Annotated in this window: 22 protein-coding genes; 12 read left to right on the top strand and 10 right to left on the bottom strand. The window is 66.8% G+C overall.

Features of this window, described 5'->3' with window-relative positions:
• The first annotated feature begins 77 nt into the window (after positions 1-77).
• From OF829_RS10910 to OF829_RS10890, 5 genes are all read left to right on the top strand, one after another.
• Positions 78-2,378: an LPS-assembly protein LptD gene (locus OF829_RS10910; protein WP_264940190.1), complete on the top strand. Its 2,301-nt coding sequence runs from the start codon at positions 78-80 to the stop codon at positions 2,376-2,378.
• A gap of 141 nt (positions 2,379-2,519) precedes the next feature.
• Positions 2,520-3,830 carry a peptidylprolyl isomerase gene (locus OF829_RS10905; RefSeq protein ID WP_264940041.1) on the top strand — a complete coding sequence of 437 codons (1,311 nt, stop codon included), beginning with the start codon at positions 2,520-2,522 and terminating at the stop codon, positions 3,828-3,830.
• A gap of 20 nt (positions 3,831-3,850) precedes the next feature.
• Complete coding sequence (pdxA, locus tag OF829_RS10900; RefSeq protein WP_264940040.1) at positions 3,851-4,861, top strand: 4-hydroxythreonine-4-phosphate dehydrogenase PdxA; 1,011 nt, start codon at positions 3,851-3,853, stop codon at positions 4,859-4,861.
• Positions 4,862-4,871: 10 nt separating this feature from the next.
• Positions 4,872-5,690, top strand: a complete 819-nt coding sequence (gene rsmA, locus OF829_RS10895) for a 16S rRNA (adenine(1518)-N(6)/adenine(1519)-N(6))-dimethyltransferase RsmA (protein ID WP_264940039.1) — start codon at positions 4,872-4,874, stop codon at positions 5,688-5,690.
• A 323-nt stretch (positions 5,691-6,013) separates the two neighbouring features.
• The gene (locus tag OF829_RS10890) at positions 6,014-6,436 is read left to right on the top strand and encodes a DUF6628 family protein (RefSeq protein WP_264940038.1); all 423 of its coding nucleotides are present in this window, start codon (positions 6,014-6,016) and stop codon (positions 6,434-6,436) included.
• A gap of 132 nt (positions 6,437-6,568) precedes the next feature.
• Here OF829_RS10890 and OF829_RS10885 read toward each other — a convergent pair whose 3' ends face one another.
• The 3 genes from OF829_RS10885 to OF829_RS10875 are packed head-to-tail and all read right to left on the bottom strand — an operon-like array spanning position 6,569 to position 9,105.
• On the bottom strand, positions 6,569-7,024 hold the full coding sequence (locus tag OF829_RS10885) for a DUF2939 domain-containing protein (RefSeq protein WP_264940037.1): 456 nt from the start codon (positions 7,022-7,024) through the stop codon (positions 6,569-6,571).
• Positions 7,021-7,776 (bottom strand): tetratricopeptide repeat protein, encoded by a 756-nt coding sequence (locus OF829_RS10880; RefSeq protein WP_264940036.1) that lies wholly within the window; start codon positions 7,774-7,776, stop codon positions 7,021-7,023. Before OF829_RS10880 ends, OF829_RS10885 begins: the two co-directional genes overlap by 4 nt.
• A gap of 3 nt (positions 7,777-7,779) precedes the next feature.
• On the bottom strand, positions 7,780-9,105 hold the full coding sequence (locus OF829_RS10875) for an MFS transporter (protein WP_264940189.1): 1,326 nt from the start codon (positions 9,103-9,105) through the stop codon (positions 7,780-7,782).
• Between the two features lie 141 nt (positions 9,106-9,246).
• Between OF829_RS10875 and OF829_RS10870 the strand changes: the two genes are divergently transcribed.
• On the top strand, positions 9,247-10,377 hold the full coding sequence (locus OF829_RS10870; protein WP_264940035.1) for an aromatic ring-hydroxylating oxygenase subunit alpha: 1,131 nt from the start codon (positions 9,247-9,249) through the stop codon (positions 10,375-10,377).
• Entirely contained in the window at positions 10,374-10,817 is a 444-nt protein-coding gene (locus OF829_RS10865) for a hypothetical protein (RefSeq protein WP_264940034.1), read from the top strand. The genes OF829_RS10870 and OF829_RS10865 overlap by 4 nt, the downstream gene beginning before the upstream one ends.
• A 7-nt stretch (positions 10,818-10,824) precedes the next feature.
• Here OF829_RS10865 and OF829_RS10860 read toward each other — a convergent pair whose 3' ends face one another.
• Both OF829_RS10860 and OF829_RS10855 read right to left on the bottom strand, forming a co-directional pair.
• The gene (locus OF829_RS10860) at positions 10,825-11,535 is read right to left on the bottom strand and encodes a DUF1223 domain-containing protein (RefSeq protein WP_264940033.1); all 711 of its coding nucleotides are present in this window, start codon (positions 11,533-11,535) and stop codon (positions 10,825-10,827) included.
• Positions 11,536-11,575: 40 nt separating this feature from the next.
• Positions 11,576-12,013 carry a response regulator gene (locus OF829_RS10855; RefSeq protein ID WP_264940188.1) on the bottom strand — a complete coding sequence of 146 codons (438 nt, stop codon included), beginning with the start codon at positions 12,011-12,013 and terminating at the stop codon, positions 11,576-11,578.
• 142 nt (positions 12,014-12,155) lie between these two features.
• Here OF829_RS10855 and OF829_RS10850 point away from each other — a divergent pair, with 142 nt between their 5' ends.
• Entirely contained in the window at positions 12,156-13,304 is a 1,149-nt protein-coding gene (locus OF829_RS10850) for a pseudouridine synthase (protein ID WP_264940031.1), read from the top strand.
• A gap of 172 nt (positions 13,305-13,476) precedes the next feature.
• Entirely contained in the window at positions 13,477-14,022 is a 546-nt protein-coding gene (gene rsmD, locus OF829_RS10845) for a 16S rRNA (guanine(966)-N(2))-methyltransferase RsmD (protein ID WP_264940030.1), read from the top strand.
• On the opposite strand, the gene OF829_RS10840 is transcribed toward rsmD, so the two are convergent.
• Complete coding sequence (locus OF829_RS10840) at positions 13,991-15,268, bottom strand: MFS transporter (RefSeq protein ID WP_264940029.1); 1,278 nt, start codon at positions 15,266-15,268, stop codon at positions 13,991-13,993. The genes rsmD and OF829_RS10840 overlap by 32 nt on opposite strands.
• A gap of 366 nt (positions 15,269-15,634) precedes the next feature.
• Positions 15,635-17,269, bottom strand: coding sequence for an inorganic phosphate transporter (locus tag OF829_RS10835; RefSeq protein ID WP_264940028.1), 1,635 nt, complete (start codon positions 17,267-17,269; stop codon positions 15,635-15,637).
• A 135-nt stretch (positions 17,270-17,404) separates the two neighbouring features.
• Between OF829_RS10835 and OF829_RS10830 the strand changes: the two genes are divergently transcribed.
• From OF829_RS10830 to OF829_RS10820, 3 genes are all read left to right on the top strand, one after another.
• Complete coding sequence (locus OF829_RS10830) at positions 17,405-19,711, top strand: ATP-dependent helicase (protein WP_264940027.1); 2,307 nt, start codon at positions 17,405-17,407, stop codon at positions 19,709-19,711.
• A gap of 78 nt (positions 19,712-19,789) precedes the next feature.
• Positions 19,790-21,439, top strand: a complete 1,650-nt coding sequence (locus OF829_RS10825) for a TIR domain-containing protein (protein ID WP_264940026.1) — start codon at positions 19,790-19,792, stop codon at positions 21,437-21,439.
• Positions 21,440-21,694: 255 nt separating this feature from the next.
• Positions 21,695-22,177, top strand: a complete 483-nt coding sequence (locus OF829_RS10820; protein WP_264940025.1) for a hypothetical protein — start codon at positions 21,695-21,697, stop codon at positions 22,175-22,177.
• A gap of 31 nt (positions 22,178-22,208) precedes the next feature.
• On the opposite strand, the gene OF829_RS10815 is transcribed toward OF829_RS10820, so the two are convergent.
• The 3 genes from OF829_RS10815 to OF829_RS10805 all read right to left on the bottom strand — a co-directional run bounded on the left by OF829_RS10815 (position 22,209) and on the right by OF829_RS10805 (position 26,092).
• Positions 22,209-23,351: a PQQ-dependent sugar dehydrogenase gene (locus tag OF829_RS10815; protein ID WP_264940024.1), complete on the bottom strand. Its 1,143-nt coding sequence runs from the start codon at positions 23,349-23,351 to the stop codon at positions 22,209-22,211.
• Positions 23,352-23,425: 74 nt separating this feature from the next.
• Positions 23,426-23,797 (bottom strand): GFA family protein, encoded by a 372-nt coding sequence (locus tag OF829_RS10810; protein ID WP_264940023.1) that lies wholly within the window; start codon positions 23,795-23,797, stop codon positions 23,426-23,428.
• A 63-nt stretch (positions 23,798-23,860) separates the two neighbouring features.
• Complete coding sequence (locus OF829_RS10805; RefSeq protein ID WP_264940022.1) at positions 23,861-26,092, bottom strand: putative bifunctional diguanylate cyclase/phosphodiesterase; 2,232 nt, start codon at positions 26,090-26,092, stop codon at positions 23,861-23,863.
• Between the last annotated feature and the right edge of the window lie 2 nt (positions 26,093-26,094).

The raw sequence follows: 26,094 nt of genomic DNA, 5'->3' as shown, positions 1-26,094 counted from the left end.
CGCCGCGCGCAGGGTTTTAGAGGTGGGACGTTAGAGTGACGCGCAAGGCCCTGCTGCTTTCGGGCGCGGTACCGTTGATGCTTTGCGTCTCCGCGCCGGCATTTGCGCAGGAGGTCACCGCGCCTCCGCCGCCCGCCGGCGACAGCGCGGCGGCGCCGCAGGACACGGTCAAGGCCGTACCGCCCGCGGCCGACGATTCGCCGACCACCGCCGATCTCCAGACCCCGGCCGTCGATCTTCCGCCGCCCGGCCCTGCCGTCTCGCAGGACCCCGACCAGATCCAGTTCACCGCCGACCAGCTCGACTATGACTATAACGCCGATGTCGTCACCGCGAGCGGCGACGTCCGCCTCTATCGCCGCAGCGACCGGCTTCGCGCCGACCGCGTCATCTGGAACCGCAAGACCGGCCGGGTCGTGGCCGAGGGCAATATCGTCATCACCAATCCCGAAGGCGACACGGCCTATGGGGACCGTATCGAGCTGACCGATTCGCTCAAGGACGGCGTCGTCGAGAATATGCTCGTCGTGCTCGATGCCGGCGGCCGCATCGCGGCGAAGCGCGGGGTGCGCGAGGACGGGGTGATCACCGTCTACGACGCCGCCTATACCGCTTGCTCGGTCACCGGTTCGGACGGCTGTCCCAAGGAGCCGAGCTGGAAGATCACCGCCGACAAGGTGGTCTACAACCCGGAACTCGGCCGGCTGCGCTACACCGGCGCGCGCATCTCTGTGTTCGGCTTCGCGACGATTCCGCTGCCGGTCTTCTCGCACCCCGTCGGCGGCAATAGCGACGACGGCTTCCTGACGCCCGACCTGCGCTACAACCGCACCAACGGCCTCCAGTTCGCCCTGCCCTATTTCTTCAGCCTCGGTCCCAATCGCGACCTGACGGTCACCCCGCGCGTCTATACCGGGGTGCTGCCGATGGTCTCGGCCGAGTATCGCGAGATCAATTCCCTCGGCGCGTTCCGCGTCGCGGCCTATGGCACCTATAGCCGCCGCGCCGACGACCTGACGGTCCCGGTGACGCCCGCCACCTCGAAGAACGACTTTCGCGGCTATTTCGACGCCGCGGGCCGCTATCAGCTCGATCCCAATTGGAGCGTCAGCGGATCGCTCCGGCTCACCAGCGACCGCACCTTCCTGCGCCGCTACGATATTTCGCGCGACGACCGGCTGCGCAACAATATCCGGGTCGAGCGGGTCGATGAGAACAGCTACCTCGCGATCAACGGGTGGGCGGTGCAGACGCTGCGGATCGGCGACCGGCAGGGGCTGCAACCGTTCGTCCTGCCCGAGGTCGATTATCGCCGCCGCTTCAACGACGGCTTCATCGGCGGCCGCGTCGAGCTTCAGTTCAACACGCTCGCGATCGGGCGGACCGAGGGGCAGGATTCGCAGCGCGCGTTCGCCTCGGCGCGCTGGGATCTGCGCAGGCTCACCGCCTGGGGGCAGGAAATCACCCTTACCGGCTATGCCCGTGCCGATGTCTACAATGCGCACGACACGCTGCTGACCAGCGTCCCCAGCTATCGCGGCGACGAGGGCTTCCGGTTCCGCGGGGTCGCCGCGGTCGCGCTCGACATGAAATGGCCGCTGGTCGGCCCCTTCATGGGCGGCACTCAGCGGATCACTCCCCGCATCCAGATCGTCGCGGCGCCGCCGATCGAGAATCTTGCCGTCCCCAACGAGGATGCGCGCGCGGTCGATCTCGAGGATTCGAACCTGTTCGCGCTCAATCGCTTCCCCGGCTACGACCGGTTCGAGGATTCGACGCGCATCACCTGGGGCGTCGATTATTCGCTGCTGCTGCCGGGCTTCAGTCTCGACGCGAATATCGGCCAGAGCTACCGGCTCTCGTCGCGTCCGACGATCTTCCCCGACGGTACCGGGCTCAACGGCCGCGTCTCGGATATCGTCGGCCGCACGGTGATCCGCTTCCGCGATTTCGTGGCCTTCACGCACCGCTATCGCATCGACAAGGACAATCTGGCGTTCCGCCGCAACGAAGTCGACGTCACGGTCGGGTCGCGCGGCACCTATGTCCAGCTCGGCTATCTCCGCCTCAACCGCGATATCGGCCCGAGCCTCGAGGACCTTCAGGACCGCGAGGAAGCGCGCATCGGCGCGCGCGTCCAGGTCTCGCGCTTCTGGTCGGTCTCGGGATCGGTGCTGATCGACCTGACCGACCGCAACGAGGACATCCTCTCACAGTCCGACGGCTTCGAGCCGGTGCGTCACCGGCTGGGCATCACCTATGAGGATGATTGCCTGAGGCTCGGCCTCACCTGGAAGCGCGATTACGAAGAGACCGGCGACGCGCGGCGCGGCAACAGCTATATCCTGTCGGTGTCGTTCAAGAATCTCGGTTTCTAGGGAAAATCGCGGAGGCGAAGGCCTCCGATAAGCCTTGGTTCAGGCACAATTGCGCAGTATGCCGCCCAATCTCCGCATAGGATGAGGGTAAAGGTTCACGTGAACATTGGTGTTGCGACGGCGGTCCGGACGGCCCGCGCGATGGTACTGGCGCTCGGCCTGACCATGGTTTCGGTTCCCGCGATGGCGCAGGTGGTTCCCGATGAGACGGTTCCCGGCGCAGGCCTCGATCTGCCCGCCAACCTGCAGATCTTCGGCAAGGCCGACCCCAACATCCGCAAGGCGACAGCGGTCGTCAACGATACGGTCATCACCGGCACCGATGTCGATCAGCGCGTCGCGCTGATCGTCGCGCTCAACGATTTCAAGCTCCAGCCCGAGGATATGCAGCGGCTGCGCCTCACCGTGCTGCGCCAGCTGATCGACGAGACGCTGCAGATCCAGGCCGCCGCCGCCGACAAGATCAAGGTCACGCGCGAGGAGATCGACAAGAGCTTCGATCGCGTCGCGGCGAGCTTCAAGCGCAGCCCGGACGAAATGCGCGCCTGGCTGCGCCAGATCGGATCGTCGGAGCGCTCGATCAAGCGCCAGATCGAGGGCGAACTCGCCTGGGGCCGGCTGCTGCGCGCCCGCGTCGACATCAATGTCAGCCAGGCCGAGATCCAGGCGATCCTCGACCGCCTGACCGCCGATCAGGGCACCGACGAGTATCACTTCTTCGAAATCTTCATGTACGCGACGCCCGATCGCGCCAATGATGTCTTTGCCGCCCAGCAACGCATCATCGAGCAGCTCAAGCAGGGTACGCCATTCGAATATCTGGCGCGCGTCAATTCCGAAGCCACCACCAAGGCGACCGGCGGCGATCTCGGCTGGATCCGCCTGCCCCTGCTCCCCGAGCAGCTTCAGGCCGCGGGCAAGCAGATGAGCGCGGGCCAGATCGCGGGCCCGATCGAGGTCCCCGGCGGCTTCTCGATCATCTATCTGGCCGAAAAGCGCCAGGTGCTCCGCGCCGATCCGAAGGACGCCAAGCTGAGCCTCAAGCAGCTGACGATCACCTTCCCTCCCGGCACGAACGAAACCCAGGCGACCCAGCGCGCCGCCGATTTCGCCAAGGCGACCAGCACGATGCAGGGCTGCGGCGATGCCGAGCGCGTGGCCGGCACGATCGGCGCCGAGGTCGTCACCAACGACAATCTCGTGGTCAAGCAGCTGCCGGCACCGCTCCAGGACATCATGCTCGGCCTCCAGGTCGGCCAGGCGACCCAGCCGTTCGGATCGATCGATCAGGGCGTGCGCGTCCTCGTGCTCTGCGGCCGCGACGATCCGCCCGCGGTGGGCCTGCCGTCGGCGGCGCAGATCGAGGATCAGGAGATCGAGAAGCGCACCAATCTGCGCGCCGAGCGCATGCTGCGCGATCTTCGCCGCGATGCGATCATCGAATATCGCTGAGTGAGGGAGATGCGCGAGCGATGAACCTGCCGCTCGCCATCGCGATGGGGGACCCTGCCGGGGTCGGCCCCGAGATCACCGCCAAGGCGTGGAAGGCGCGCGAGCTGCATTCGCTCGCGCCCTTCTTCGCGGTGGGCGACGAGCGCGCGATCGCCGCGGTGTGGGATGGGCCGGTTCAGCGCATCTCGGGCCCCGAAGAGGCGGCGGCGGTGTTTCCGAGCGCGCTGCCGGTAATCTCGGTCGCCGATACCGGCGAGATCGTCCCCGGCAAGCCCGATATCGACGGCGCGCGCTGCGCGCTGCAATCGCTCGAACTCGCGGTCGGGATGGCACGTTCGTCGGACGCGGTCGGCGGGCTGGTCACCGGGCCGGTCTCCAAGGCGCAGCTCTACGATATCGGCTTCACCCATCCCGGCCAGACCGAGTTCGTCGCCGAACGCTGTGGCGTTTCGAGCGAGAATGCAGTGATGATGCTCGCCGGTCCGACGCTGCGCGTGGTGCCGATCACCGTCCATGTCGCGCTCAAGGATGTGCCGGGCCTGCTCTCGATCGAGCTGATCCTCGCCAAGGCGCGGGTGACCGCGCGCGGGCTGTACCGCAATTTCGGGATCGAGCGGCCACGGCTCGCCTTTGCCGGGCTCAACCCGCATGCCGGCGAGGGCGGCGCGATCGGGCGCGAGGAGATCGAACTGCTCAAGCCCGCGATCGAGCAGCTCCGCGAGGAGGGGATCGACGCGGTGGGCCCCTTCGCCGCCGACACGATGTTCCACCCGCGTGCCCGCGCCGGCTATGACGTGGCGATGTGCTGCTATCACGACCAGGCGCTGGTGCCGCTCAAGACCTTGCACTTCGACGACGGCGTGAACACCACATTGGGGCTGCCGATCGTGCGCACCTCGCCCGATCACGGCACCGCGTTCGGGATCGCGGGCAAGGACGAGGCGAACCCCGGCGCGATGATCGCCGCGATCCGCATGGCCGCCTCCGCCGCGCAACACCGCGCCGAACTCGTCACCGCCGGGACGCCTTAAGTCTTTGGCGATGACCGACCTACCCCCGCTTCGCGATGTCATCCAGAGATATGGGCTGAGCGCCAGCAAGGCGCTGGGCCAGAACTTCCTGTTCGACGGCCAATTGCTTGCGCGGATCGCGCGGGTGCCGGGGGATCTGGAGGGGGCCGAGGTATTCGAGGTGGGGCCCGGGCCCGGCGGGCTGACGCGGGCGCTGCTGGAAGCGGGCGCCAGCGTGGCTGCGGTCGAGCGGGACCGGCGGTGCATTCCGGCGCTGGCTGAGCTGGGCGAGGCGTTTCCGGGCAAGCTGCGCGTCATCGAGGGCGACGCGCTGGCGGTCGATGCCCCTGCCCTGTTCGCCGGCAAGCCGCATGTCGTGGCCAACCTGCCCTATAATGTCGGCACCGCACTGCTGGTCGGGTGGCTCTCGGCGGCGTGGGAGCCGTGGTGGGCGAGCCTGACGCTGATGTTCCAGAAGGAGGTGGCCGAGCGGATCGTCGCCGCCGTCGATACCGACGCCTATGGGCGGCTGGCGGTGCTGGCGCAGTGGCGATCGACCGCGAAGATCGCGATGACGGTCCACCGTTCCGCCTTCACCCCGCCGCCCAAGGTGATGTCAGCGGTGGTGCATATCGTGCCCGCCGCGGAGCCGGAGGGGGTCAAGTTCAAGACGCTGGAAGCCCTCACCGCGGCGGCATTCGGCCAGCGCCGCAAGATGCTGCGCCAGAGCCTGAAGGGCGTGCCCGGAGCGCTCGCGGCGATGGAGCGGCTCGGCATCGATTCGAGCCGCCGCGCCGAGACGGTCTCGGTCGCGGAGTTCGTGGCGCTGGCGCGGGCGTTGAGCGCCTAGGGTCCGGACTCGATAGCGCGCCAGGCTGGACCGTCCCAGCATGTGAAAGTTGACACTGGCTTCACACTATCGCGCTTGGTTTGCGCCGCGCGGTTTCCCGGGGAAAACGCCTCGTTCGTCAGGAGCGTCAAAGAGCGGCCAGAGCGACCGGCTGCGCGAGCCAAGCAGGCGAAATCCTACATTGCAAGGGCTTGGGAGCGGACTCGCCCAACCATGCCCTGCAAAGCCCAGGCGCCGACTGCCAGTCAACGCTCCATCTTTATTGCGATTGACTATCAATAGCAGATTGGCGAGACTGGCGGCGTAACGTGCCGGAGTCTCCCATGCCCCCAGTTTCCCCGCTCACCGAAAGCCTCCCCGCCCTGCAGCCCGACGATGCCGGCGCGCGGCTGTTGCTGTTCGGGGTGCGGCAGATGGGAATGCACGGGCTGAACGACGCCTGCGCGGCAAACGCCTTCGTGACGGCGTTCGGCAAGGGGTTCCAGCGGCCGCTGGTGCTGCTGCGCGCGCTGATGGCGGATATGGCGCGCGCCTCGGCGGGGCCGATCACGATCGCGCCATGGTGCTGTCCGCGCATGACCGGATCGGAGGCGACCCTGCTCGCGGTGCTCGGGCGGGTACGCGAGAATCCCGAGACGGCGGGACTGCTGCTCCGCGACCTGCTCGGCGTGCGCGACGCGGGAAGCGTCCTCGCCACCGCGCATGCCCTGTCGAACGCCTTCGCGGACCTGGGGCTTCCGCTCTGACGGGTATTCGACCAGGTTGGAACCCCGTCATCCCGGCGAAAGCCGGGACCCAGAGCCACGAACGGTATCGCCAGTGATTCCTGGGTCCCGGCTTTCGCCGGGATGACGATTCAAATTGGTCGAGTACGGCCCCTAACCGACCGCCACCAGCTTCCACCACAGCCATTCGCGGCGGAAGACGAGCGTCTTTCCCTTCCCGTCGCGCCGAACCATGCGGAACTGGCTGAAGCTGTCGCGCAGCACCCAGATGTCGCCGGGGCCGAGCGGCTTCCCTTCGCCGGTGATGCCCGAAATCAGGAAGCTCGCGCGCAGCCCCTCGGGCCGGATCGCCGCGCCCATCACCGCCTTCTCCAGCGTCCCGCCGATTCGCCGCGCCAGTCCGCCGCGTTCATGGATCCGGGCGTTGATCCGCGCGCGCATATCCTCGCGCACCGCGCGATAGTCGATATAGGCCGACAGCGTCTTCACATCATGCGCCTCGGCGGCGCCGGCCATGCGCCACAGCGTCCACCAAGGGGATTCGAAATACCAGCCGGCGCTGAGCACCAGCAAGGCCGCCGCGGCGATCCAGAGCGTGCGCCGCTTCACTTGGCAGCCCTCAACCGCGCGAGCGTCTCGGTTGCCCAGCGATACATGTCGGCGTCGGCCGCGCGCTGGAGCCGGTCGAGACGCTTCATCCGGCTCTCCACTTCCTCGAGCACCACGATCGCCTTGCGGTCCCATCCCTGGTCGAGCAGCAGCGCGGCATAGCGGCAGCGCGCCTCCTCGCCGGGCAGGCGGGTGACGACGTCCTCATAGAGTTCGAGCGCCTCGTCCTTGCGCCCGAGATGCTCGAGGATCTTGCCGCGCAGCAGCTGTTGCCGGTCGCGCTCGCTCTGGCCGAGCGGCGGATCGGCCGCATCGAGCAGCGCCAGCGCCTCCGCCCCCTGCCCGGTCTCGTAGAGCGCGGCGGCGAGCTTGCCTTGCGTGCGGACATCGGGATCGCCCGCGGTCATCCGGATCGCCTCGCGATAATAGGGGATTGCCTCGGCGTGTTCGCCCAGACCGACCAGCGCATCGGCCAGCTTCAGCCGGTTCTCGGCGGTGTCGGACAGGTCGAGCGCGTCGCGCGCCGCGCGCACCTGGCGCTTGGGGTCGAGCGCCTGGATCGCCCGCGCCCGCGCGGTGCGGACATGGCGATCGTGCCGCATGCCCGGCAGCACCTCGACGACGAAATAGGCGAGCGCCCCCGCCACCGGCATGAAGATGATCGCACTCAGCCACAGCGTGTTCCGCCCCGTCCTCACGAGATGGATCAGGCACGCCACGTCCAGGATGATAATGCCGATATAGAAGAGCATGGATCAGCTCGCGGCCTTGCTCTCGGTCTCGGCCTCCACCGTGCCGGCGGTGCCGATCGACTGGTCGATCAGCCCGGCGCGCATCATCCACCAGAAGAGGAAGACGCCCGGCAGCGCGACCAATGTGGTGAAGATGTAGAAATCGACGTAACCGAGCTTCTCGATCATCCAGCCGGCACCGTATTTGGGGTTGCCGGTGACGATGCGCCCGACGATGCTTGCGGCCGCCGAGATCAGCGCGAACTGTGCCGCCGTGTAGCGCAGGTCCGCGAGCATCGAGAAATAGGCGATCACGGTCACGCCGCCGATCCCGCTCGCGAAATTCTCGAAGCCCTGCGCGCCCGCCATCGCCAGATTATTGTGCCCCAGCACGGCAAGCCCGGCAAAGCTCGCATTCGACACCGCCATCAGCACGAGGCTGAGCAGCACAGATCGCTTCATGCCCAACCGCGAATAGAGGTAACCGCCGACGAAAATGCCGATGAGATAGGCCCAGAATCCGATGCCCACATCGTAGAACGCGATCTCGTCGTTCGAATAACCCAGATCGTTGTACAGCAGCCGCACGGTGAGCTGCCCGAGCGTATCGCCGATCTTGTGGATCAGGATGAAAACCAGCACGAGAAATGCGCCCTTGCGTCCGAAGAATTCGAGAAACGGGCCGATGATCGACGCCCAGATTTCGCCGATGCCGCGTTTGCCGGCGATTGGGCGGTGCCGATCGGGTTCGCCGAGGAACAGGCCGGTCAGCATCGCCGGCAGCGCGAACGCAGCACAGAGCGCATAGCCGGTCGTCCATCCCAACCGCGCCGAAACGAGCAGCGCGAGCCCGCCAGCCATCACGGATCCGATGCGCCAGCCATATTGGGTCATCCCCGAACCGACGGCGAGCTGGCGGGGTTGCAGGGTCTCGATACGATAGGCGTCGATCACGATATCGAAGGTTGCGCCCGCCAAGCCGACCAGCACGGCGGCGACGACGGTCGCTTCGATACTCGCCTTGGGATCGACCAGCGCAAGATTGAGCACCGCCGCCATCACCAGCACGCCCGCAAACAGCAGCCAGGAGACGCGCTGGCCGAGCCCGCCGATCAGCGGCAGCCGCACACCCTCAACCACCCACGCCCAGAGCGGTTTGAAGTTGTAGACGAGGAAGGCCAGCGTGAAGGCGGTGACCGTCTTCTTGTCGATCCCCGACTGCGCGAGCCGCGTGGTCAGCGTCGCGCCGATCATCGCATAGGGAAAGCCCGAGGAGACACCGAGCGCGAAGGCGGCGAGCGTCTCCTTTTCGACATAGGGCCCGATCGGCGCGAGCGCGCTGCGGAACATCGGCAGCCGGGAAAGCAATCCCAGCGCCACGATGGCGATCACAAATGCGCCGACCCACCACTCGCTCATTCCACTTGCCCCTCCGAAGCTTCAGGCCGAAACTAGCGCAAAAGACGGGGAAGGCCAGAGAGGATCACCGCGATGAACGCGCTAACGCCGACCGAAGGCCAGCTCGCTCTGGCGCGTTCGCTCGCTACGGGCGGATCGCGCGGCGCCAGCGGCATCACTTATGTCGATGCCGCCGCCTACACCGCGCCCGAACGCTATGCCGCCGAGCAGGCCCGCATCTTCACCCGCGCGCCCTTGGTGATCGCCCCCTCCGCGCTGCTGCCCGAAAACAACATGGCCGTGCCGCATGACGGGTTCGGCAAGCCGCTGCTGATCGCGCGCGACAAGGACGGGCAGGCCCATATCTTCCTCAACGTCTGCCGCCATCGCGGCACGCGGCTGGTCGAGGGCTGCGCGGCGGTGAAGTCGCCCCGGCTGATCTGCCCCTATCACGCCTGGAGCTATGCGCTCGACGGCCGGCTGACCGGCATGCCGCGCCCCGAGACCTTCCCCGGGCTCGACAAGGCCGAGCATGGCCTCAAGCGCCTGCCGACGCGCGAAGCGGGCGGGCTGATCTGGTTCTCGTTCGACGAGGAGGCGGATTTCTCCGCGGCGGAGACGCTCGCGAACGACTTCGAGGCCTTCGATCTCGCCGGCCAGCACCTCTTCCGCCGCCGCACCCACGATGTGCAGGCGAACTGGAAGCTGATCATGGATGCCTTTCTGGAGTCATACCATGTCCAGCGCCTCCACGCCGGCACGATCGGCCCCTTCTTCAAGGACGGCGTCACCACCGCCGACAGCATCGGCCCGCACCAGCGCTCCGCGGTGGGCCGCGATTCGGAGCATGACGCGCTGTCGTCGAGCGATTGGGCGGTGCTGCGCGGGGCGATCACCTACACCTATCAGATGTTTCCCGGCACGGTGCTGATCGTCAGCCCCGATTACATCAACCTGATGGTGCTGATGCCGCAGGGAGTCGACCGCGTGCTGGTCGAGGATTTCATGCTGATTCCCGAGGCGCCCGCGACCGAAAAGGCGCTCGCCCATTGGGAACGGAGCTGGAAGCTGCTCGACGAGGGCGTGTTCGCCGCCGAGGATTTCCGCGCCGCCGAGCTGGGCCAGCAGGGCCTCGAATCGGGCGCGATCGAGCGGCTGACTTTGGGCACGCTCGAAGCCGGCGTGCGGCACTTCCACGATGCCGTCGAGGCCGCGCTCGCGTGATCCCCCTGCCCCTCGCCCTGCTGGCCGCTCCTGTGCAGGAAACGGGCATCATGATGTTCGTCTATCAGGGGACCTACAAGCCGCCGCGCACCCTCGCCCAGGCCGAAGACCTGCTGCTCAACCATGCGATGGCCGAGGTCAGCCCGGGCGTCTTCGCTGTCAGCGTCTTCACGACCGATGGCGGCACCACCCGCGCCGAGTTCCGCGAGCCCGCAGCATCGCCTCCCGATGCCCCCGCGCTGCTCTTCCTGAGCTTCAGCGGTGTATGCGAACCTCGCAAGGATGTTCTGAGCACCGTTCCGAACCCGAAGCACGTCGGCAACGAATGGCGGGCACGTGCCGAATGGGGCAGCTATGCCTTCACCTTCGACGACACGCCGAAACACTGCCTCGCGACCTTCCGCATGGCCGTCTATCCGGTGATCAGGCCGCTTCCCTGAACCGGCCCTAGAGGTAGCGCGCCGCCAGGATCGGCCCGGCGGGCCCGTCGCGGAGCAGCAGGACATAGCGATCAGCCCCTGCCACCCGCATCGCCGCCGTTGGAACCGCGATCTCGGCGCTCCCGCCCTTCCACTCGCCGATCCGCGTCTCGCCGACCAGCACATTGGCGTAGCGGATCTTCCGCCCGCCATTCTCGCCGCTCCCGATCCTGACGGTGACGGTCTTGCGCACCGCCGCCACCCAGAGCTGGCCCCGCCCGCTGCCCGACAGCCGCACGGCCCCGCCCGAGATCGCCAGCCCCGGCTCGGCGGCATGGCTCTGCCGCACGATCTCGCCGCGGATCTTGCCCTCGCTGCTGCCGACGAAACCGGTCCGCCCCTGTACCACCGTCTGCGGCGTATAGACCCCCGCGCCGGGGATCTTCCGCGCGGCATAAGCGTGCTGGAGCTCGGTATTGGCCGGGCGCGCGAGCGTGTCCTTCCAGCCCAGCTCGTCCCAATAGGTCACCGGCCGGGTGATCGCGACCACATCGGGCCCTGCCGCGAGCTTCTCCATCAGCGCATCGGCGGGCGGGCAGGACGAGCAACCCTGGCTGGTGAACAGCTCGACCGCCACCGGATGCGCCGGCCCCGCCGGATCGGCGGGCGCGGACGCCGGTGCGCTGCCCGAACAAGCGGCAAGGGCGAAGAGCGAAAGGATCGTAGAACGTATCATCATGCCTCCAGGCCCGGAGATACGCGCGGGAACGGCCGCCGGTTTACGCCGCCTTCTTGAACAGGCTGAAGCTGCCCGGCAAGCGCTTCGGTTTCCTGCCATCCTCCACCGCCTCGATCGCGTCGATCGCCGCGAGCAGATCGCGCTGCGGATAGGGCTTCGACAAACACCCCGCCGCCAGCGCCCGCGCCTCGCCCGGGCAGTTGCCGGTGACGAACAGGATCGGGAAGCCCCTGGCATGCGCAGCCTTGGCCACGTCGATCCCGCTGCCGTCGGACAGGCTGACATCGGCCAGCACCAGGTCGATCTCCTGATCCTCCGCGTCGATCACGCGCAGCGCCGCCGCCACGCTATCCACCGTCGCCACGATCTCGAACCCCGCATCGCGCAGGAAATGTTCGGTATCGAAGGCGACGAGCGGCTCGTCCTCCACGATCAGCAACCGCTCGATCCGCCGCTTCCTTTTCCCTCCGAACAACATCGAACCGACTTCCAATCAACCTCACGCACGGGCCCCGCACCCGCCTGGCGATCCTAAACGGCGCACGGCCCTTCCGGTGCCGCAATAAACTTGGGAACCGGATAGTTTTTGGCGCCTGTGACATTATCGCTATAGCGCGCGGATGAGTTCCAGTGATCCAGATCAGCAGCGCATCGCCAAGCTGCTCGCCCGTGCCGGAATCGCGTCGCGGCGAGAGATTGAGCGGATGATCGCCGAGGGGCGCGTGGCGCTCAACGGCGTGGTGCTCGATACGCCGGCGACGATCCTCAAATCGCTCGACGGCGTGACGGTCGACGGCAATCCCGTCCAGGCCGCCGAGCCCGCGCGCCTGTTCCGCTATCACAAACCCCCCGGCCTGCTGACGGCGGAGCGCGACCCCAAGGGGCGGCTCACCATCTATGACCGACTCCCCAAGGGCCTGCCCCGGGTGATGCCGGTGGGGCGGCTCGACCTCAGCACCGAGGGGCTGCTGCTCCTCACCACCGATGGCGAGCTCAAGCGCCAGCTCGAACTCCCCGCCACCGGCGTCGAGCGCAGCTATCGCGCGCGCGCCTATGGCCAGGTCAGCCAGGCGCAGCTCGAGGACCTGATGCTCGGCGTCGAGATCGAGGGCGTGCGCTACGGATCGATCAACGCCAATCTGGAGCGGCGCACCGGCGCGAATCTGTGGATCGAGCTGACGCTGACCGAAGGCAAGAACCGCGAGGTCCGCCGCGTGCTCGAGCATCTGGGGCTCAAGGTCAGCCGGCTGATCCGTACCCGCTACGGCCCGTTCCGGCTCGGGGACCTGCCGGTGGGCGATGTCGACGAGGTCCGGCCGAACGATCTCGAAACCTTCCGCTCCGTGCTCGCCCGCCCCGGCGGCGGCAAGGCCGCATCGAACCTCCAGTTCGCGGTGCGCCAGCGCGTGCAGGCACCGCCGCGCGCGACCCCCGTCGCGGTGCCGGGAGCCCCCCGTCCCGACAATCGCCCCGGCCGCCGCGAACCCGAGCGCCGCGCCTTCGCCAAGCCCGCCGCCCCGCGCCCCGAGCGCGCCCCTCGCGAATCCCAATTCACCCCGCGCGGCACCCCTGCCCGGCGCGACGAGGCCCCGCGCGACGTCGCCAATCCCGCGCGCGCCGCCCGCGCGCGCTCGCACCGCGAGGCACAGGCCCCGCGCGAAGGCGATCTGGTCGACCGCCCCCGCCGCCCCGCCGGGCCCTCCCGCGGCCCCGCGGGCGGCCGCGGCAAGCCGAACAAGCCGGGGCGACCCCCGAGGACGCGGAAGTGAGGGCCTTCTCAATTCCTCCCCGGAACGGGGAGGGGGACCAGCGAAACTGGTGGAGGGGCCGCCGCGAAGACGGCGGTTCCGCGTGCGGCAAGCGACTCCCGCGCCTGCGGCGCGGCCCCTCCACCACCGCTTCGCGGCGGTCCCCCTCCCCGTTCCGGGGAGGAATTGGCGCATGAGAATCATCGCCGGCCAATGGCGCGGCCGCCCGCTGCTCGCCCCCAAGGGCGACGCCACCCGCCCCACCGCCGACCGCACCCGCGAGGCGCTCTTCTCGATGCTCGTCAGCCGGATCGGCAGCTTCGAGGGGCTGGCGGTGGCGGATCTGTTCGCGGGCAGCGGCGCGCTCGGCCTCGAGGCCCTGTCGCGCGGCGCCGCCTCGTGCCTGTTCGTCGAGCAGGACAAGGCCGCGCTCGACGCGCTCCGCGCCAACCTCACCCAGCTGAACACCCGCGCCGATGTCCGCGCCACCTCGGTCCTGGCGCTCGGCCCTGCGCCGAAACCGCTCGACCTGATCCTGATGGACCCGCCCTATGGCACCGGCGCCGGCGAGGTGGCGCTCGACAAGCTGGCGCGGCTCGGCTGGACCAATGCCGCGACCTGGATCAGCATCGAGACCGGAAAGGCCGAGGAAATCGCCGTCGCCGGCTTCGAGATCGAGGCCAGCCGCGTCCACGGCAAGGCGCGGATCACCCTTCTGCGGGCTTCACCTTCGGGATGATCGCGAGGCCGAGCATGCTCACCACGCCTGCGCCCGCCAGATAATAGCCGACCAGCGACAGCCCGCCCTGCTCGACCAGCTTCTGCGCGATGAAGGGCGTCAGCCCGCCGCCGATGATCCCGCCCAGATTGAAGGTCACCGACACGCCGGTATAGCGCACCCGCGCCGGAAACAGGCTCGGCAGCCACCCACCGAGCGGCCCATAGCAGAAGCCCATGGTGAACAGCCCGAAGGCGAGCCACACGAACACCGTGACGGGCGAGAATTTCACCAGCAGCAGCGGCAGCAGCAGTCCGACCGCGACGGTGACGAGGAAGCCGCGGAACAGCGTCCGCTGCGCATTGCCGAGATCGGCATGCACCCCCGCCAGGATGATCCCCCCGGCGAGAAACAGGATCGCGACCAGCTGGATCAGCAGGAACAGCTCGCGGCTGTAACCCAGCGTCTTGGTGCCGTATCCGATCGCGAACACCGTCGAGAGATAGAAGAGCGCGAAGCAGGCGATCACCCCTACCGTCCCGGCAAGCGTCGGCCGCCAATGATCGCGCAGCAGCTCGGCGACGGGCACCTTGGCGACCGGCCGGTGCCCCGCCGCGCTCTCGAACGCGGGCGTCTCGCCGATCTTGAGCCGCACCCACAGCCCCAGCGCGACCAGCACCGCGCTCAGCAGGAAAGGCACGCGCCAGCCCCATTCGAGGAAATCCTTGTCGCTCAGCCAGAGCCCCAGCAGCAGGAACAGTCCGTTCGAGGCGATGAACCCCACCGGCGCGCCCATCGGCGGGAAGCTGCCATAGCGATTCTCCCAGCCGCGCGGCGCATTCTCGACCGCGAGCAGCGAGGCCCCGCCCCACTCGCCGCCCAGCCCGAGCCCTTGCCCGAAGCGGAGCAGGCAAAGCAAAGCGGGCGCGACGATCCCGACCTGGCCATAGGTGGGCAGGAACGCGATCAGCACGGTCGAAAGCCCCATCAGCATCAGCGAGGCGACGAGGGTCGATTTGCGCCCCAGCCGGTCGCCGAAATGCCCAAACACCAACCCGCCCAGCGGCCGCGCGAAAAAGGCGACGCTGAAGGTGGCATAGGAGGAAAGCTGCTGCGCTGCCGGATCCACGCCGGGGAAGAAGAGCGGCCCGAAGACGAGCGCCGCCGCGGTCGCGAAGATGTAGAAATCGTAGAATTCGACCGCGGTGCCCACCAGGCTCGCGAACAGGATGCGGCGATGCGATGCTTCGGCGGCCCTGTCAGTCATTGGCTTCGGTCATCGGCTGTCCCCCAACCTTCTCGCTTCTCCCATCAAGGGAGACGGGTCGAAGTGCAAGCCTTGTTCATCTGCGCGACAGCAAAGCCTGCCTAGTCGTTCCGCCAGCGACCTCCGCGCCGACGCGAAAGGTTTCATCCTCAGCCTCGAATATTCGGCGCATCTGCTGAAGGTGTGAGAGGGCCCACACCCTCTGCCCGTTCGTGCCGAGTAGAGACTGAGTAGCCGCGCGAGCGGCGTATCGAAGGCTCGTATCGAAGCACCGCCGGACCCGCTAAACCTGTCCTTCGATACGCCATTTCGATACGCGGCTTCGCCGCTACTCAATGGCTACCCGGGACGAACGGGTCCGGGGTCTCACCCCAGCCCCGCCGCCCTCACCCCGGTCAGCAGCACCCAATAGAGCCCGCCGGCCAGCGCCATCGCCACCGGCAGCGTCAGCAGCCAGGCTGCCGCGAGCTGGATCAGCGTGCGCGCCTGCAGCCCCGCCCCGCTCGCCACCGATGCGCCCGCGACGCCCGAGGAGAGGATGTGCGTCGTCGAGACCGGCAGCCCGAACGTGTCCGCCGCGAAGATCGTCCCCGCCGCGACCATCTCGGCCGATGCGCCCATGCCATAGGTCATGTGCTGCTTGCCGATCCGCTCGCCCACCGTGATCACGATCCGCCGCCAGCCGATCATCGTCCCCAGCCCCAGCGCGATCGCGACGACGATCTTCACCCAGAGCGGGATGAAGCGCGTCCCCGCCTCGAGCTGCTTCTGATAGTCGGTCACCGCCTTGGCCTCGGGCTCGGCGAAGGCGCCGGGCTTCTTGGTCGCGATCTTGATGCTGTCGAGCACCAGATACATGTCGTTGCGGACATTCTGGGTCGCCGCCGCAGGCACCGCGCTCAGCGAGCCATAGCCCTCGACCCGCGCGGTCAGGTCGCGCGACAGGCTTTCCAGCGCCGGATAGATTTCGGGGCTCGCCGACTTCTTCTGCAGCGCCTGGGTCAGCACGCTGCGCGCCTGTTCCGGGGTCACGTCCGCTCCGCCCTTGGCGTCGAACGCGGCGGTCGCGGCGCTGGCGGTGGCGACATAGGCCGGGGTCGCGCTCGCGGGCAGGGTGCGGTTGAGCGCGTAGGCGGTCGGAGCGCAGCCGATCAGGATCAGCATGATCAGCCCCATCCCCTTCTGCCCGTCATTCGACCCATGGAAATAGGAGACGCCCGTGCAGGTCGCGATCAGCATCGCGCGGATGCCCAAAGGCGGCGGCGTATTGGGCATCGGCGACTGGTAGAGCCTGGGATTGCGGATCAGCAGCCGCATCACGAGCAGCAGCGCCATCGCCGCGAAGAAACCGATCAGCGGCGCCATCCACAGCCCGGTGAGGATCTTGGTCGCCTGCGCCCAGTCGACGCCCGAGGTGCCGCCCTTCGATCCCGCCGAGAAGAGCTGGTTCGCAAAGCCGACGCCCAGCACCGATCCGATCAGCGTGTGCGAGGAGCTGTTCGGCAGCCCGACATACCAGGTGGCGAGGTTCCACAAGACCGCCGCGAGCAGCAGCGCGAAGATCATCGCGAACCCCGCGCCCGATCCCACATTGAGGATCAGCTCGACCGGCAGCATGGTGATGATCGCATAGGCGACCGCCCCGCTGGAGAACATCACGCCGAGGAAGTTGAAGAAGCCCGACCAGACCACCGCGAGGTGCGCGGGCATCGAATTGGTGTAGATCACCGTCGCCACCGCATTGGCGGTATCGTGGAACCCGTTCACGAACTCGAAGCCGAGCGCGATCAGCAGCGCGACGCCCAGGAAGACGAACACCCCCATGGCGAGCTGCTCCCCCGCGACCTGGGTGTCGGTGAAGACGCTCCAGCCCGCAAAGCCCAGCGCACCGATCAGAATCAGCGCGAACAACAGCTTGGCGAGGGGGTGGGTCTGATAGTCGAATCGGGGGCCCGCCGGCGTTTCAGCTGACGGTGCCTGGTCCAGTGCGAGTGTGGCCATGGCCGCGCTCTGGCGCTGCGGTGTGACAGGCTGATGACGTATCCATGACAGTCCTGTGGATCGTTTCGAAAGCGTGCCCGGGCGTCCGCAACGCCATGCTTGCCCCCTCGGCCCGCGTTCCCTAACTGTTCGCCCATGTCGCTCCCCGCCGATTCCCAGGACCCGCCCTATCTCAAGGGCCTGAACGCTCCCCAGCGCGAGGCGGTGCTCACCACCGAAGGGCCCGTGCTCGTCCTCGCGGGCGCGGGCACCGGCAAGACCGCTGCGCTCACCGCGCGCCTCGCCCATCTGCTGTGGACGCGGAAGGCCTATCCGTCCGAAATCCTCAGCGTCACCTTCACCAACCGCGCCGCGCGCGAGATGCGCGAGCGGGTCCACCGCCTTGTCGGCGACGCGGTCGAGGGGATGCCCTGGCTCGGCACCTTCCACGCGATCGGCGCCAAGATGCTCCGCCGCCATGCCGAACTCGCGGGACTCCAGTCCAACTTCACCATCCTCGACACCGACGATCAGCTCCGCCTGCTCAAGCAGCTCATCCAGGCCGCCGATCTCGACGAGAAACGCTGGCCCGCGCGCCAGCTCGCCGGGCTGATCGATAGCTGGAAGAATCGCGGCCTCACCCCCGAGATGATCGACGCCGGCGACTCCGAGCAGTACGCGAACGGCAAGGGCCGCGGCCTCTACGCGGCCTATCAGGAGCGGCTACGCACCCTCAACGCCTGCGATTTCGGCGACCTGCTGCTCCACATGCTGACGATCCTGCGCGGCCATCGCGACGTGCTCGAACTCTACCAGCAGCGCTTCCGCTACATCATGGTCGACGAGTATCAGGACACCAACAGCGTCCAGTATCTCTGGCTCCGCCTGCTCGCGCAGGAGCGCAAGAATCTGTGCTGCGTGGGCGACGACGACCAGTCGATCTATTCCTGGCGCGGCGCGCAGGTGGAGAATATCCTCAAGTTCGAAAAGGATTTCCCCGGCGCCAAGGTCATCCGCCTCGAACAGAATTACCGCTCGACGCCGCACATCCTCGCCGCCGCATCGGGTGTGATCGCCAACAATGCCGGCCGCCTCGGCAAGACCTTGTGGACCGAGCATGCGGACGGCGAAAAGGTGAAGGTCCTCGGCATCTGGGACGGCCCCGAGGAAGCGCGCCGCGTCGGCGAGGAGATCGAGGGGCAGCAGCGCGGCGGCAAGAGCCTCGACGACATGGCGATCCTCGTCCGCGCCCAGCACCAGACCCGCGAATTCGAAGACCGCTTCATCGCGATCGGCATGCCCTATCGCATCGTCGGCGGCTTCCGCTTCTACGAACGCGCCGAGATCCGCGACGCGCTCGCCTATCTGCGCGTCGTCGCCCAGCCCGCCGACGACCTCGCCTTCGAACGCATCGTCAACACCCCCAAGCGCGGCCTGGGCGACAAGGCCCTAGCAAAAGTCCACCAACTCGCCCGCGCCCAGGGCCTGCCCCTGACCGTCGCCGCCGCGCGCATCCTCGATACCGACGAACTCACCCCCCAGGCGCGCCGCAGCCTCGGCAATTTGATCGGCGACATCGCGCGGTGGCGCGCGCAGGGTGACACCCTCCCCCACCCCGAGCTCGCCCGCATCATCCTCGACGAAAGCGGCTACACCGCGCTGTGGCAGGCCGACCGCACCGCCGAAGCCGCGGGCCGCCTCGAGAATCTCAGCGAACTCGTGAGGGCGATGGAGGAATATGAGTCCCTCACCGCCTTCCTCGAACATGTCAGCCTCGTGATGGACAATGAGGCCCAGGCCGACGAGCCCAAGGTGACGATCATGACGATCCACGCCGCCAAGGGCCTCGAATTCGACACGGTGTTCCTCGCCGGCTGGGAAGAAGGCCTGTTCCCCTCGCAACGCGCGCTCGACGAAGGCGGCCTCGCGTCATTGGAGGAGGAACGCCGCCTCGCCTATGTCGCGATCACCCGCGCGCGGCGCCAGGCCACCATCCTCCACGCCGCCAACCGCCGCATCTACGGGCAATGGACGAGCAGCATCCCGAGCCGCTTCATCGCCGAGCTGCCCGAGGCGCATATCGCGTCGGAATCGACCATGACCGGCGGCGCGAGCCTATGGCAAGCCAACTGGTCCGAACGCTCGGACCCCTTCGCGGACGTGGGCCGCGGCACGGGGCGCGGGCCGGGCTGGCAGCGAGCGGCGGGCGTGGATGCGAAGAACCCGGGCGGGGCCTTCACGCCCCGGACGTTTTCGAGGGAACCGGCTCGCGTCGTGGAAAGCGGAGCCCTAGCGGTAAGCTTCGGCGCCAAGCCGCGGGGGGATTTGGCGCTCGGCATGCGCGTGTTCCACCAGAAGTTCGGCTATGGCGCGATCGTGGAGATCGAGGGGAACAAGCTCGAGATCGACTTCGAGACTGCTGGCAGGAAGCGGGTTATGGATAGTTTTGTGACGGTGGGGTGAGGCTCATTGCAACGCGACGCTTCGGCTTCACCTTCTAACCTATTGACACCTGCCCATTGACGACCCGAGACTCCCGCGATGCCCCGGCCAAGGATCTTCATCGGATCATCAAACGAGCGCCGTGATGTCGCCCGCGCGGTTGAGGCTAATTTGCAGGAGGTCGCCGACACTTGCTTTTGGCCGCATATCTTTCGGCCAGGACACACGACCTATCAAAACCTCATCGACACATCTAATGCCGTTGATTTCGCGGTAATCATATTGGGTCCCGACGACGAAACAACTAGTAGGGGTACAACTCAACCATCCCCGAGAGACAACTTAGTCTTGGAACTCGGATTATTCGTAGGAGCTTTAGGACCGGACCGCGTTTTTGCCATCGTTGAACGCGGAACCTCCTTTAAGGTCATGTCTGACTATCATGGAGTTAATTGGTTAGATTTTGATCCAGCGCGCAATCATGAACTAAAGATGGCAGTTAGCTCTGCATCAACTGATATCATTCATGAGATATCTCGCCTGGGGCCCGTTGGTCGATCTAGCCCCAAAGACCTGTTAGTCTCCGCCGCAGATTTGGACGGCTTGGAGCGCACTTACACAAGTTTTGAAGACGCGGAGGGCGACCTTTATAACGACCTAGCGAACACAATAGGACCGCTCCAGATATTCTGTTACATTGGATCGAAAGATCTCGGTATTCGTGGTGCCTTGTTTGAGCTTATGAAAAGCTTGGTTGAAGCTGGAGGAGTTGATATTCGTGTGCTCCACGCTTCTGCGCGGTCACCCGTGTTCGACAGCCAACGCCTTCTCGCCCTTGGCAAGGACCCTGAACGCGTTCGAGAACTCCTCGATCATACGCGTGAATCGCTTCACCGTCTTGAGCAGCGAACCAACTCGACTTTACGTCGTCGATCCCACGATTTACCGTACATCTGGCGCTTATATTGCCTCCCCGATCGACTCTATTTTATGCCTTATACCGTTCGGAAAGATGCAACTAAACACTCTCCTGTTCTGGTATTTAGCAGGACCAGCGGATCCATGTATTACTCTTTTCGAGATTGGTTTGATCATGTATGGAGTTCTTCGTCACCGGTTCGTGTTACACTATCGGATTTAATCTCACCCGCCACACCAGCGGGCGCCGCTTTGTTCTTAAAATGGGATGGAATGCATGTTTTCGGCGTTCCGCGCCGGGATATCTCTGCCAGCCATAATCGGCTCCGATTCTTCGGAATTGGTGGCAAACGCGAGCATGAGGATGAAACACTTGAGGCCTGTGCGCTGCGTGAGGCGAGAGAAGAGTTGGCCGGCGCCATTGATGTTCTTAAGGATGCAGATACGACGACTTACGTACGACGTGACGGTACAACGCGAGAGATTTACATTGCTGAGCAAGGTGTAATACCACGTCTAGTACTTGAGCGGGCGAACTACGCGGGTGCCGAGTTACGATCATCTACCAGTGAGGACTACGTGCTCGTAGGGTTCGATGCCGAGTTAAACGCCGAACCCCGCCCGCATCGCGAACTGGCGGCTATTCTTCTGATGAACGACGCATGCCTCAATCACTTTTTGCACGAACCGACCCTTGAGCTTTCTAGGCTGGAGGCATTGGGAGGAAAGGCCATCTTCCAGAACGACATCTCGATTCCGGGCACTGCCAAGCTGGTACCGCACGGGACCGCTGCCTTCCTCATAAGAAGCCTGCCGAATCAAGCATCTTGACGATAGGGGTTCGCTCAACTGAGACTACGGTGACAGGTACAATACCTCCCAACCTCGGGTTACGGTGCGGGTTACGGGTTACGGTCGGGTTACGGGGTTACGGTGGGGGTTACGGTGACAGGGTTACGGTGACACGTGGGTTACGGTGCGTGGGTTACGGTGACAGGGTTACGGTGACACGTGCAATAACCCCGAAATAACCCCACGCTCATAAACCCCTTTAAATGTAGGATTTCATCTGCTCCACACTAGCAGATGACCCACCCCGTCACCCCACCGCGCACCCCAAAACCCCGCCCCCGCCGCCTCAAGGCCGCAGGCGTCGCCTTCATCCCCGTGCCCTCCACCCGCAAGCGCCACGACGGCTGGACTCCCCAACGCCAGAAAACCTTCCTCGCCGCCCTCTATGCCTGCGGCAGCGTCGCCACCGCCGCGAAGGCCGTCGGCATGAGCCCCCGCACCGCCTACCGCCTCCGCACCCGCCCCGGCGCGGAGAGTTTCGCCGCCGCGTGGGACAAGCTGCTCCGCGAAGCCCGCGCCCGGGCGTTCGACATGGTGGTGGAGGCCGCGCTCACCGACAGTTTCGTCCCGCGCACCTATCGCGGCCTGTTCACCGGCGCCGTCACCGCGAATAACCGCCACATGCTCCTCGCCGCGCTCCGCGCCGGCGGCCGCCGTCCCGGCGCCCCCGCTTCCCAACAGGATGCGCTTTTCCCCTCGGGCAAAGGTCACCAATGAATGCGATGTGCGGGACCTTATCGGCCCGCCCTCACCGCCCCAGCCGGAACAGCCGCCCGCCATCGCCGCTATCGTCCTCGATCAGCCAGATCGCCCCGTCGGGCGCCTCGGCCACGTCGCGGATGCGCGTGCCCATCGGCCATTCGTCCCCCTTGGCCGCGCCCCCGCCCGAGATCGTCATCCGCGCCACGCCCCGCCCGGAGAGCAGCCCCATGAACCCCGATCCGCGCCATTCACGGAACATCCGGCCCGAATAGAGGATGAACCCCGCCGGCGAGATGGACGGGTTCCAGAACAGCACCGGCGGCTGGAAGCCGTCGCCGGGCTTGTGGTCGGGGATGATGGTCCCGTCATAATTGTCGCCGTTGGAGACCTTGGGCCAGCCATAATCCTTGCCGCGCACGATCAGGTTGAGCTCGTCGCCGCCCCTGGGGCCCATCTCATGCTCCCACAGCCGCCCGTCGGCGGCGATGGCGAGTCCCAGCGGGTTGCGGTGCCCGGTCGAGTAGGTGCCGGCGCGGACCCGGGCGAGCGGAAGCAGGCCCCCGGCGCCCGGCGCGGGCAGATCGATCCGGACGATGCTGCCGTAGGCGACGATCGGGCGGTGATAGCCCTTGGGCCGCTGGCCCCGCGGCACGGGCGGCGCGCCCCAGCGCTGGCGCGCGCCCGAGATATAGGCGGTGCGCTGGTCCGCCGAGACCGCGATCGCCCCGCCGAGCGATCCGTCCATCCGGCCGGCCTTGCCGCGCCACAGGATCTGGACCTTGCCCAGCCGGTTCCCCGAGAGCACCGCCCGCGCCAGCGCCAGGCATCCGCCCGCCGATTGCGGCTCGGAATAGGCGATGTAGATCGTCTGGTCCGCGGCGATCCACAGGTCGCGCATCATCTCCGCCGCGGGCACGCCCGCGACCGGGGTGATCGCCCCATTGGCGGCGCGCAGCTTGAGGCTCCCGTCCTTGAGCCCGACCAGAATCCGCCCGTCGGCCAGGAACGCCATCGCCATCGGCCCCTCGAACTTGCCCGGCTGGACGGCGAAGACCGGCGCTGCCGCGGGGCTGGCATTTGCGGCGCTGGAGGTGGCCGCTTCGAGCGCCTTGAGCGGCTCCTGCGCCGCCTGCGGCGCTCCCGAGCAGGCGGCCGTGAGCGCACAGAGGATCAACCCGAACCGACGCACCGCACCCTCCCCGAACCGAGCGCCGATCATGCCTGGAAATTCGCCCGCCGCCAGTGTTTTCGCTTGGCGTCAGGTCACCACAGATTCTTGCCGTCGATCACCGTTACGGGCCAGTCCGCCGCCTCGAAATCGTCGAGCAGCCGCGCGTTGACGCAGATCCGCCGCGTCTTCCCGTCCCAGCTCCCGTCCTGCTGGAAATCGGGGCTGTCGGCATAGAGGTCGCACCCGCACGCCGAGCAGAAATGATTGGCGACCGTCTTCGAGTTCCAGCGATAGACCGCGTCGCTGTCCGCCTGCGTCACCTTGAACTGCCCGGGCGGGTAATAGGCATAGAGATGCCCGCGTTTCGAGCAGAAGGAGCAGGTGCAGCGCGTCAGCTTCTCGGGGAGGTCCCCGTCGATCTCGAACGCTGTGCGCCCGCAATGGCAATGTCCGGTGAGCGGCATGGCGGTCTCCTTGGGTTGACCGCCTGGACTACGCCCTGCCTCCGCTTTGGTTGCCGCTGGGGTTCAGGCCGCCGCCTTCGCGCCCTCGATCGCCGCCTTCCACTCGGTGATGGTGTGGAACGCCGGCAGCGTCAGCCCGCCCTCCTCGGTCTTGGCGACCAGCGTGGAATTGGGGTTGCTCGGATCGCTGGTCAGCCCGGCCGCGGCGAGGATCGCGGGGGAGACGCGGTGGCGCGTGCACAGCCCGCCATCGCCGTCATCGACCAGATGCTGTTCGAACTCGACGCCCTGCTGGCTGTTCAGCGCGCGGCGGACGGTGGCGACCACGAGCTGGCCGTCGCCCAGATCGACCACGAACTGGGTGCCCTGGGGCACGTCGACCAGCCCGTCGATCAGCGCGCCCGATGCCGAGAAATTGCGCAGCACCGCGGAATAATAATGATTGTCGTGGATCACTCCCACCCTGCGGAAGGTCGCGTGGCGGCTGTGGCGCTGCTTGGCGGGGCCGTTCGGCTTGATCACCCAGCGCCCGTCCTCGACATAGCCGGCCAAGTCCTCGTTCGAGACCGCGCGGCTGTAGAGGAAGCCCTGGATGTGGCTGACCTTGAGCGCCTTCATCGTCTCGAGCTGGTCGAAGCTCTCGATGCCCTCGGCGGTGGTCTCCATCCCCATCGCACCCGCGAGCGCGACGATCGCCGCGATGATCGCCTGGTTGCGCGCGCCCTCCTCGGTGGTGCCGCGGACGAAGCTCTGGTCGATCTTGATCTTGTCGAACGGCGCGGTCTTCAGATAGCCGAGCGACGAATAGCCGGTGCCGAAATCGTCGAGCGCCAGCCGGACACCGAGCCGCTTGAGCGCGGCGAAGCGGGCGTCGGTCTCGCTGGTATCGCCCAGGAAGACGCTCTCGGTGATCTCGAGCTCGAGCCGCTCGGCGGGCAGCCCCGAATTGGCGAGCGCGCTCATCACGGTCTTGGGCAGTTTCTCGCTGGCGAACTGGATCGGCGAGACGTTGACCGCGACGCGCAGCTCGCCGGGCCATTGGGCGGCGTCCATGCAGGCCTGGCGCAGCGTCCATTCGCCCAGCGCCGGGATCAGGTTGGCGTCCTCGGCGATCGGGATGAAGATGGCGGGGCTGATGCGGCCGCGTTTGGGATGGTTCCAGCGCAGCAGCGCCTCGAATCCGCTGACCTCGTTGGTCGCGGCGTTGACGACCGGCTGGTAATGCACCGCCATCTCGCCCTTGGTGAGCGCGTCGCGCAGGTCGTGCTCGAGCACGCGGCGGTCCTCGGCGGCCTTGAGCAATTCGGTCGCGAAGAAGCGGAAGCGCCCGCGGCCGCTGCCCTTGGCGGCATGGAGCGCGAGGTCGGCGTTGCGGAGCAGCTCCTCGCTGGTGATGCCGTCATAGGGATTGACCGCGATGCCGATCGAAGCGCCGATGATGCAGCGGGTGCCGTTGATCGAATAGGGGTGCGAGAGCGATTCGATGATCTGCGTCGCAAGGTCGCCCAGCGCGCCGCGATCGTGCGAATCCTGGAGGACGACCTGAAACTCGTCGCCGCCCAGCCGGCCGACCTTCTCGGCATCGCCGATGATCTTCGCTAGCCGCTCCGCGACCTGCTTGAGCAGCGCGTCGCCCACCGGATGGCCCATCGTGTCGTTGATCTGCTTGAAACGATCGAGGTTGATCAGCAGCACCGCGCACGGCCGCTTCTTGCCGCGGAACGCCTTGATCGTGTCGTCGAGCAGGTCGGTCACCTTGCGCCGGTTGGGCAGCCCGGTGAGCGTGTCATAGGCGGCGGCACGGCTATTCTGTGCAGCCGACAGCCGCTCTTCGGTCACATCGATGCCGTGGCCCAGATAGCCCGCAAAGCCGCCCTTGGCGTCGGTCTGGGGCTGTCCGGAGAGCGCGAAGCAACGCTCCTCGCCATCGACTTCGGCATGGGCCTGGGCATTTTCGAAGCGGGCGTGGCGGATCAGATGGAATGGCAGGGTCCGCCGCTTCTCGACCTCGGAATTGACCGACTGGAAGAGCGAGAGCAGGTCGCGGCCGATCAGCGCATCGGGCGCGCCGCCCAGCATCGTGCTGATCTGTTCGCTGATATAGGTGATCCGGCCCTCGGCATCGGTCGCCCAGAACCAGCCCAGCCCCATCTCCTCGTAATTGCGCAGCAGCCGCGAATGCTCGTCCTGCTCGGCGGTGTCGCGCTTGCCGCCCCCCCAGCGGGCAAACGGAGACGCTCTGCGGGCAGAGGTTGCCGCAGTCGCATTCGCGCCGGAAGTGGAGTCTTGACCCATGA

This window comes from Sphingomonas caeni, from assembly GCF_026013415.1.
GTDB lineage: Bacteria > Pseudomonadota > Alphaproteobacteria > Sphingomonadales > Sphingomonadaceae > Sphingomonas > Sphingomonas caeni.
Note: the sequence above shows the minus strand (reverse complement) of the source record. Positions and strands in the feature narration are given on the sequence as shown.

Bases quoted from the DNA above. Each gene is read 5' to 3' on its own strand.
- OF829_RS10910 (WP_264940190.1), top strand. From the start codon at position 78: ATGCTTTGCGTCTCCGCGCCGGCATTTGCGCAGGAGGTCACCGCGCCT.
- OF829_RS10905 (WP_264940041.1), top strand. From the start codon at position 2,520: ATGGTACTGGCGCTCGGCCTGACCATGGTTTCGGTTCCCGCGATGGCG.
- pdxA (WP_264940040.1), top strand. From the start codon at position 3,851: ATGAACCTGCCGCTCGCCATCGCGATGGGGGACCCTGCCGGGGTCGGC.
- rsmA (WP_264940039.1), top strand. From the start codon at position 4,872: ATGACCGACCTACCCCCGCTTCGCGATGTCATCCAGAGATATGGGCTG.
- OF829_RS10890 (WP_264940038.1), top strand. From the start codon at position 6,014: ATGCCCCCAGTTTCCCCGCTCACCGAAAGCCTCCCCGCCCTGCAGCCC.
- OF829_RS10880 (WP_264940036.1), bottom strand. From the start codon at position 7,776: ATGCTCTTCTATATCGGCATTATCATCCTGGACGTGGCGTGCCTGATC.
- OF829_RS10875 (WP_264940189.1), bottom strand. From the start codon at position 9,105: ATGTTCCGCAGCGCGCTCGCGCCGATCGGGCCCTATGTCGAAAAGGAG.
- OF829_RS10870 (WP_264940035.1), top strand. From the start codon at position 9,247: ATGAACGCGCTAACGCCGACCGAAGGCCAGCTCGCTCTGGCGCGTTCG.
- OF829_RS10860 (WP_264940033.1), bottom strand. From the start codon at position 11,535: ATGATGATACGTTCTACGATCCTTTCGCTCTTCGCCCTTGCCGCTTGT.
- OF829_RS10855 (WP_264940188.1), bottom strand. From the start codon at position 12,013: ATGTTGTTCGGAGGGAAAAGGAAGCGGCGGATCGAGCGGTTGCTGATC.
- OF829_RS10850 (WP_264940031.1), top strand. From the start codon at position 12,156: ATGAGTTCCAGTGATCCAGATCAGCAGCGCATCGCCAAGCTGCTCGCC.
- rsmD (WP_264940030.1), top strand. From the start codon at position 13,477: ATGAGAATCATCGCCGGCCAATGGCGCGGCCGCCCGCTGCTCGCCCCC.
- OF829_RS10840 (WP_264940029.1), bottom strand. From the start codon at position 15,268: ATGACTGACAGGGCCGCCGAAGCATCGCATCGCCGCATCCTGTTCGCG.
- OF829_RS10835 (WP_264940028.1), bottom strand. From the start codon at position 17,269: ATGGCCACACTCGCACTGGACCAGGCACCGTCAGCTGAAACGCCGGCG.
- OF829_RS10830 (WP_264940027.1), top strand. From the start codon at position 17,405: ATGTCGCTCCCCGCCGATTCCCAGGACCCGCCCTATCTCAAGGGCCTG.
- OF829_RS10825 (WP_264940026.1), top strand. From the start codon at position 19,790: ATGCCCCGGCCAAGGATCTTCATCGGATCATCAAACGAGCGCCGTGAT.
- OF829_RS10820 (WP_264940025.1), top strand. From the start codon at position 21,695: ATGACCCACCCCGTCACCCCACCGCGCACCCCAAAACCCCGCCCCCGC.
- OF829_RS10810 (WP_264940023.1), bottom strand. From the start codon at position 23,797: ATGCCGCTCACCGGACATTGCCATTGCGGGCGCACAGCGTTCGAGATC.
- OF829_RS10805 (WP_264940022.1), bottom strand. From the start codon at position 26,092: ATGGGTCAAGACTCCACTTCCGGCGCGAATGCGACTGCGGCAACCTCT.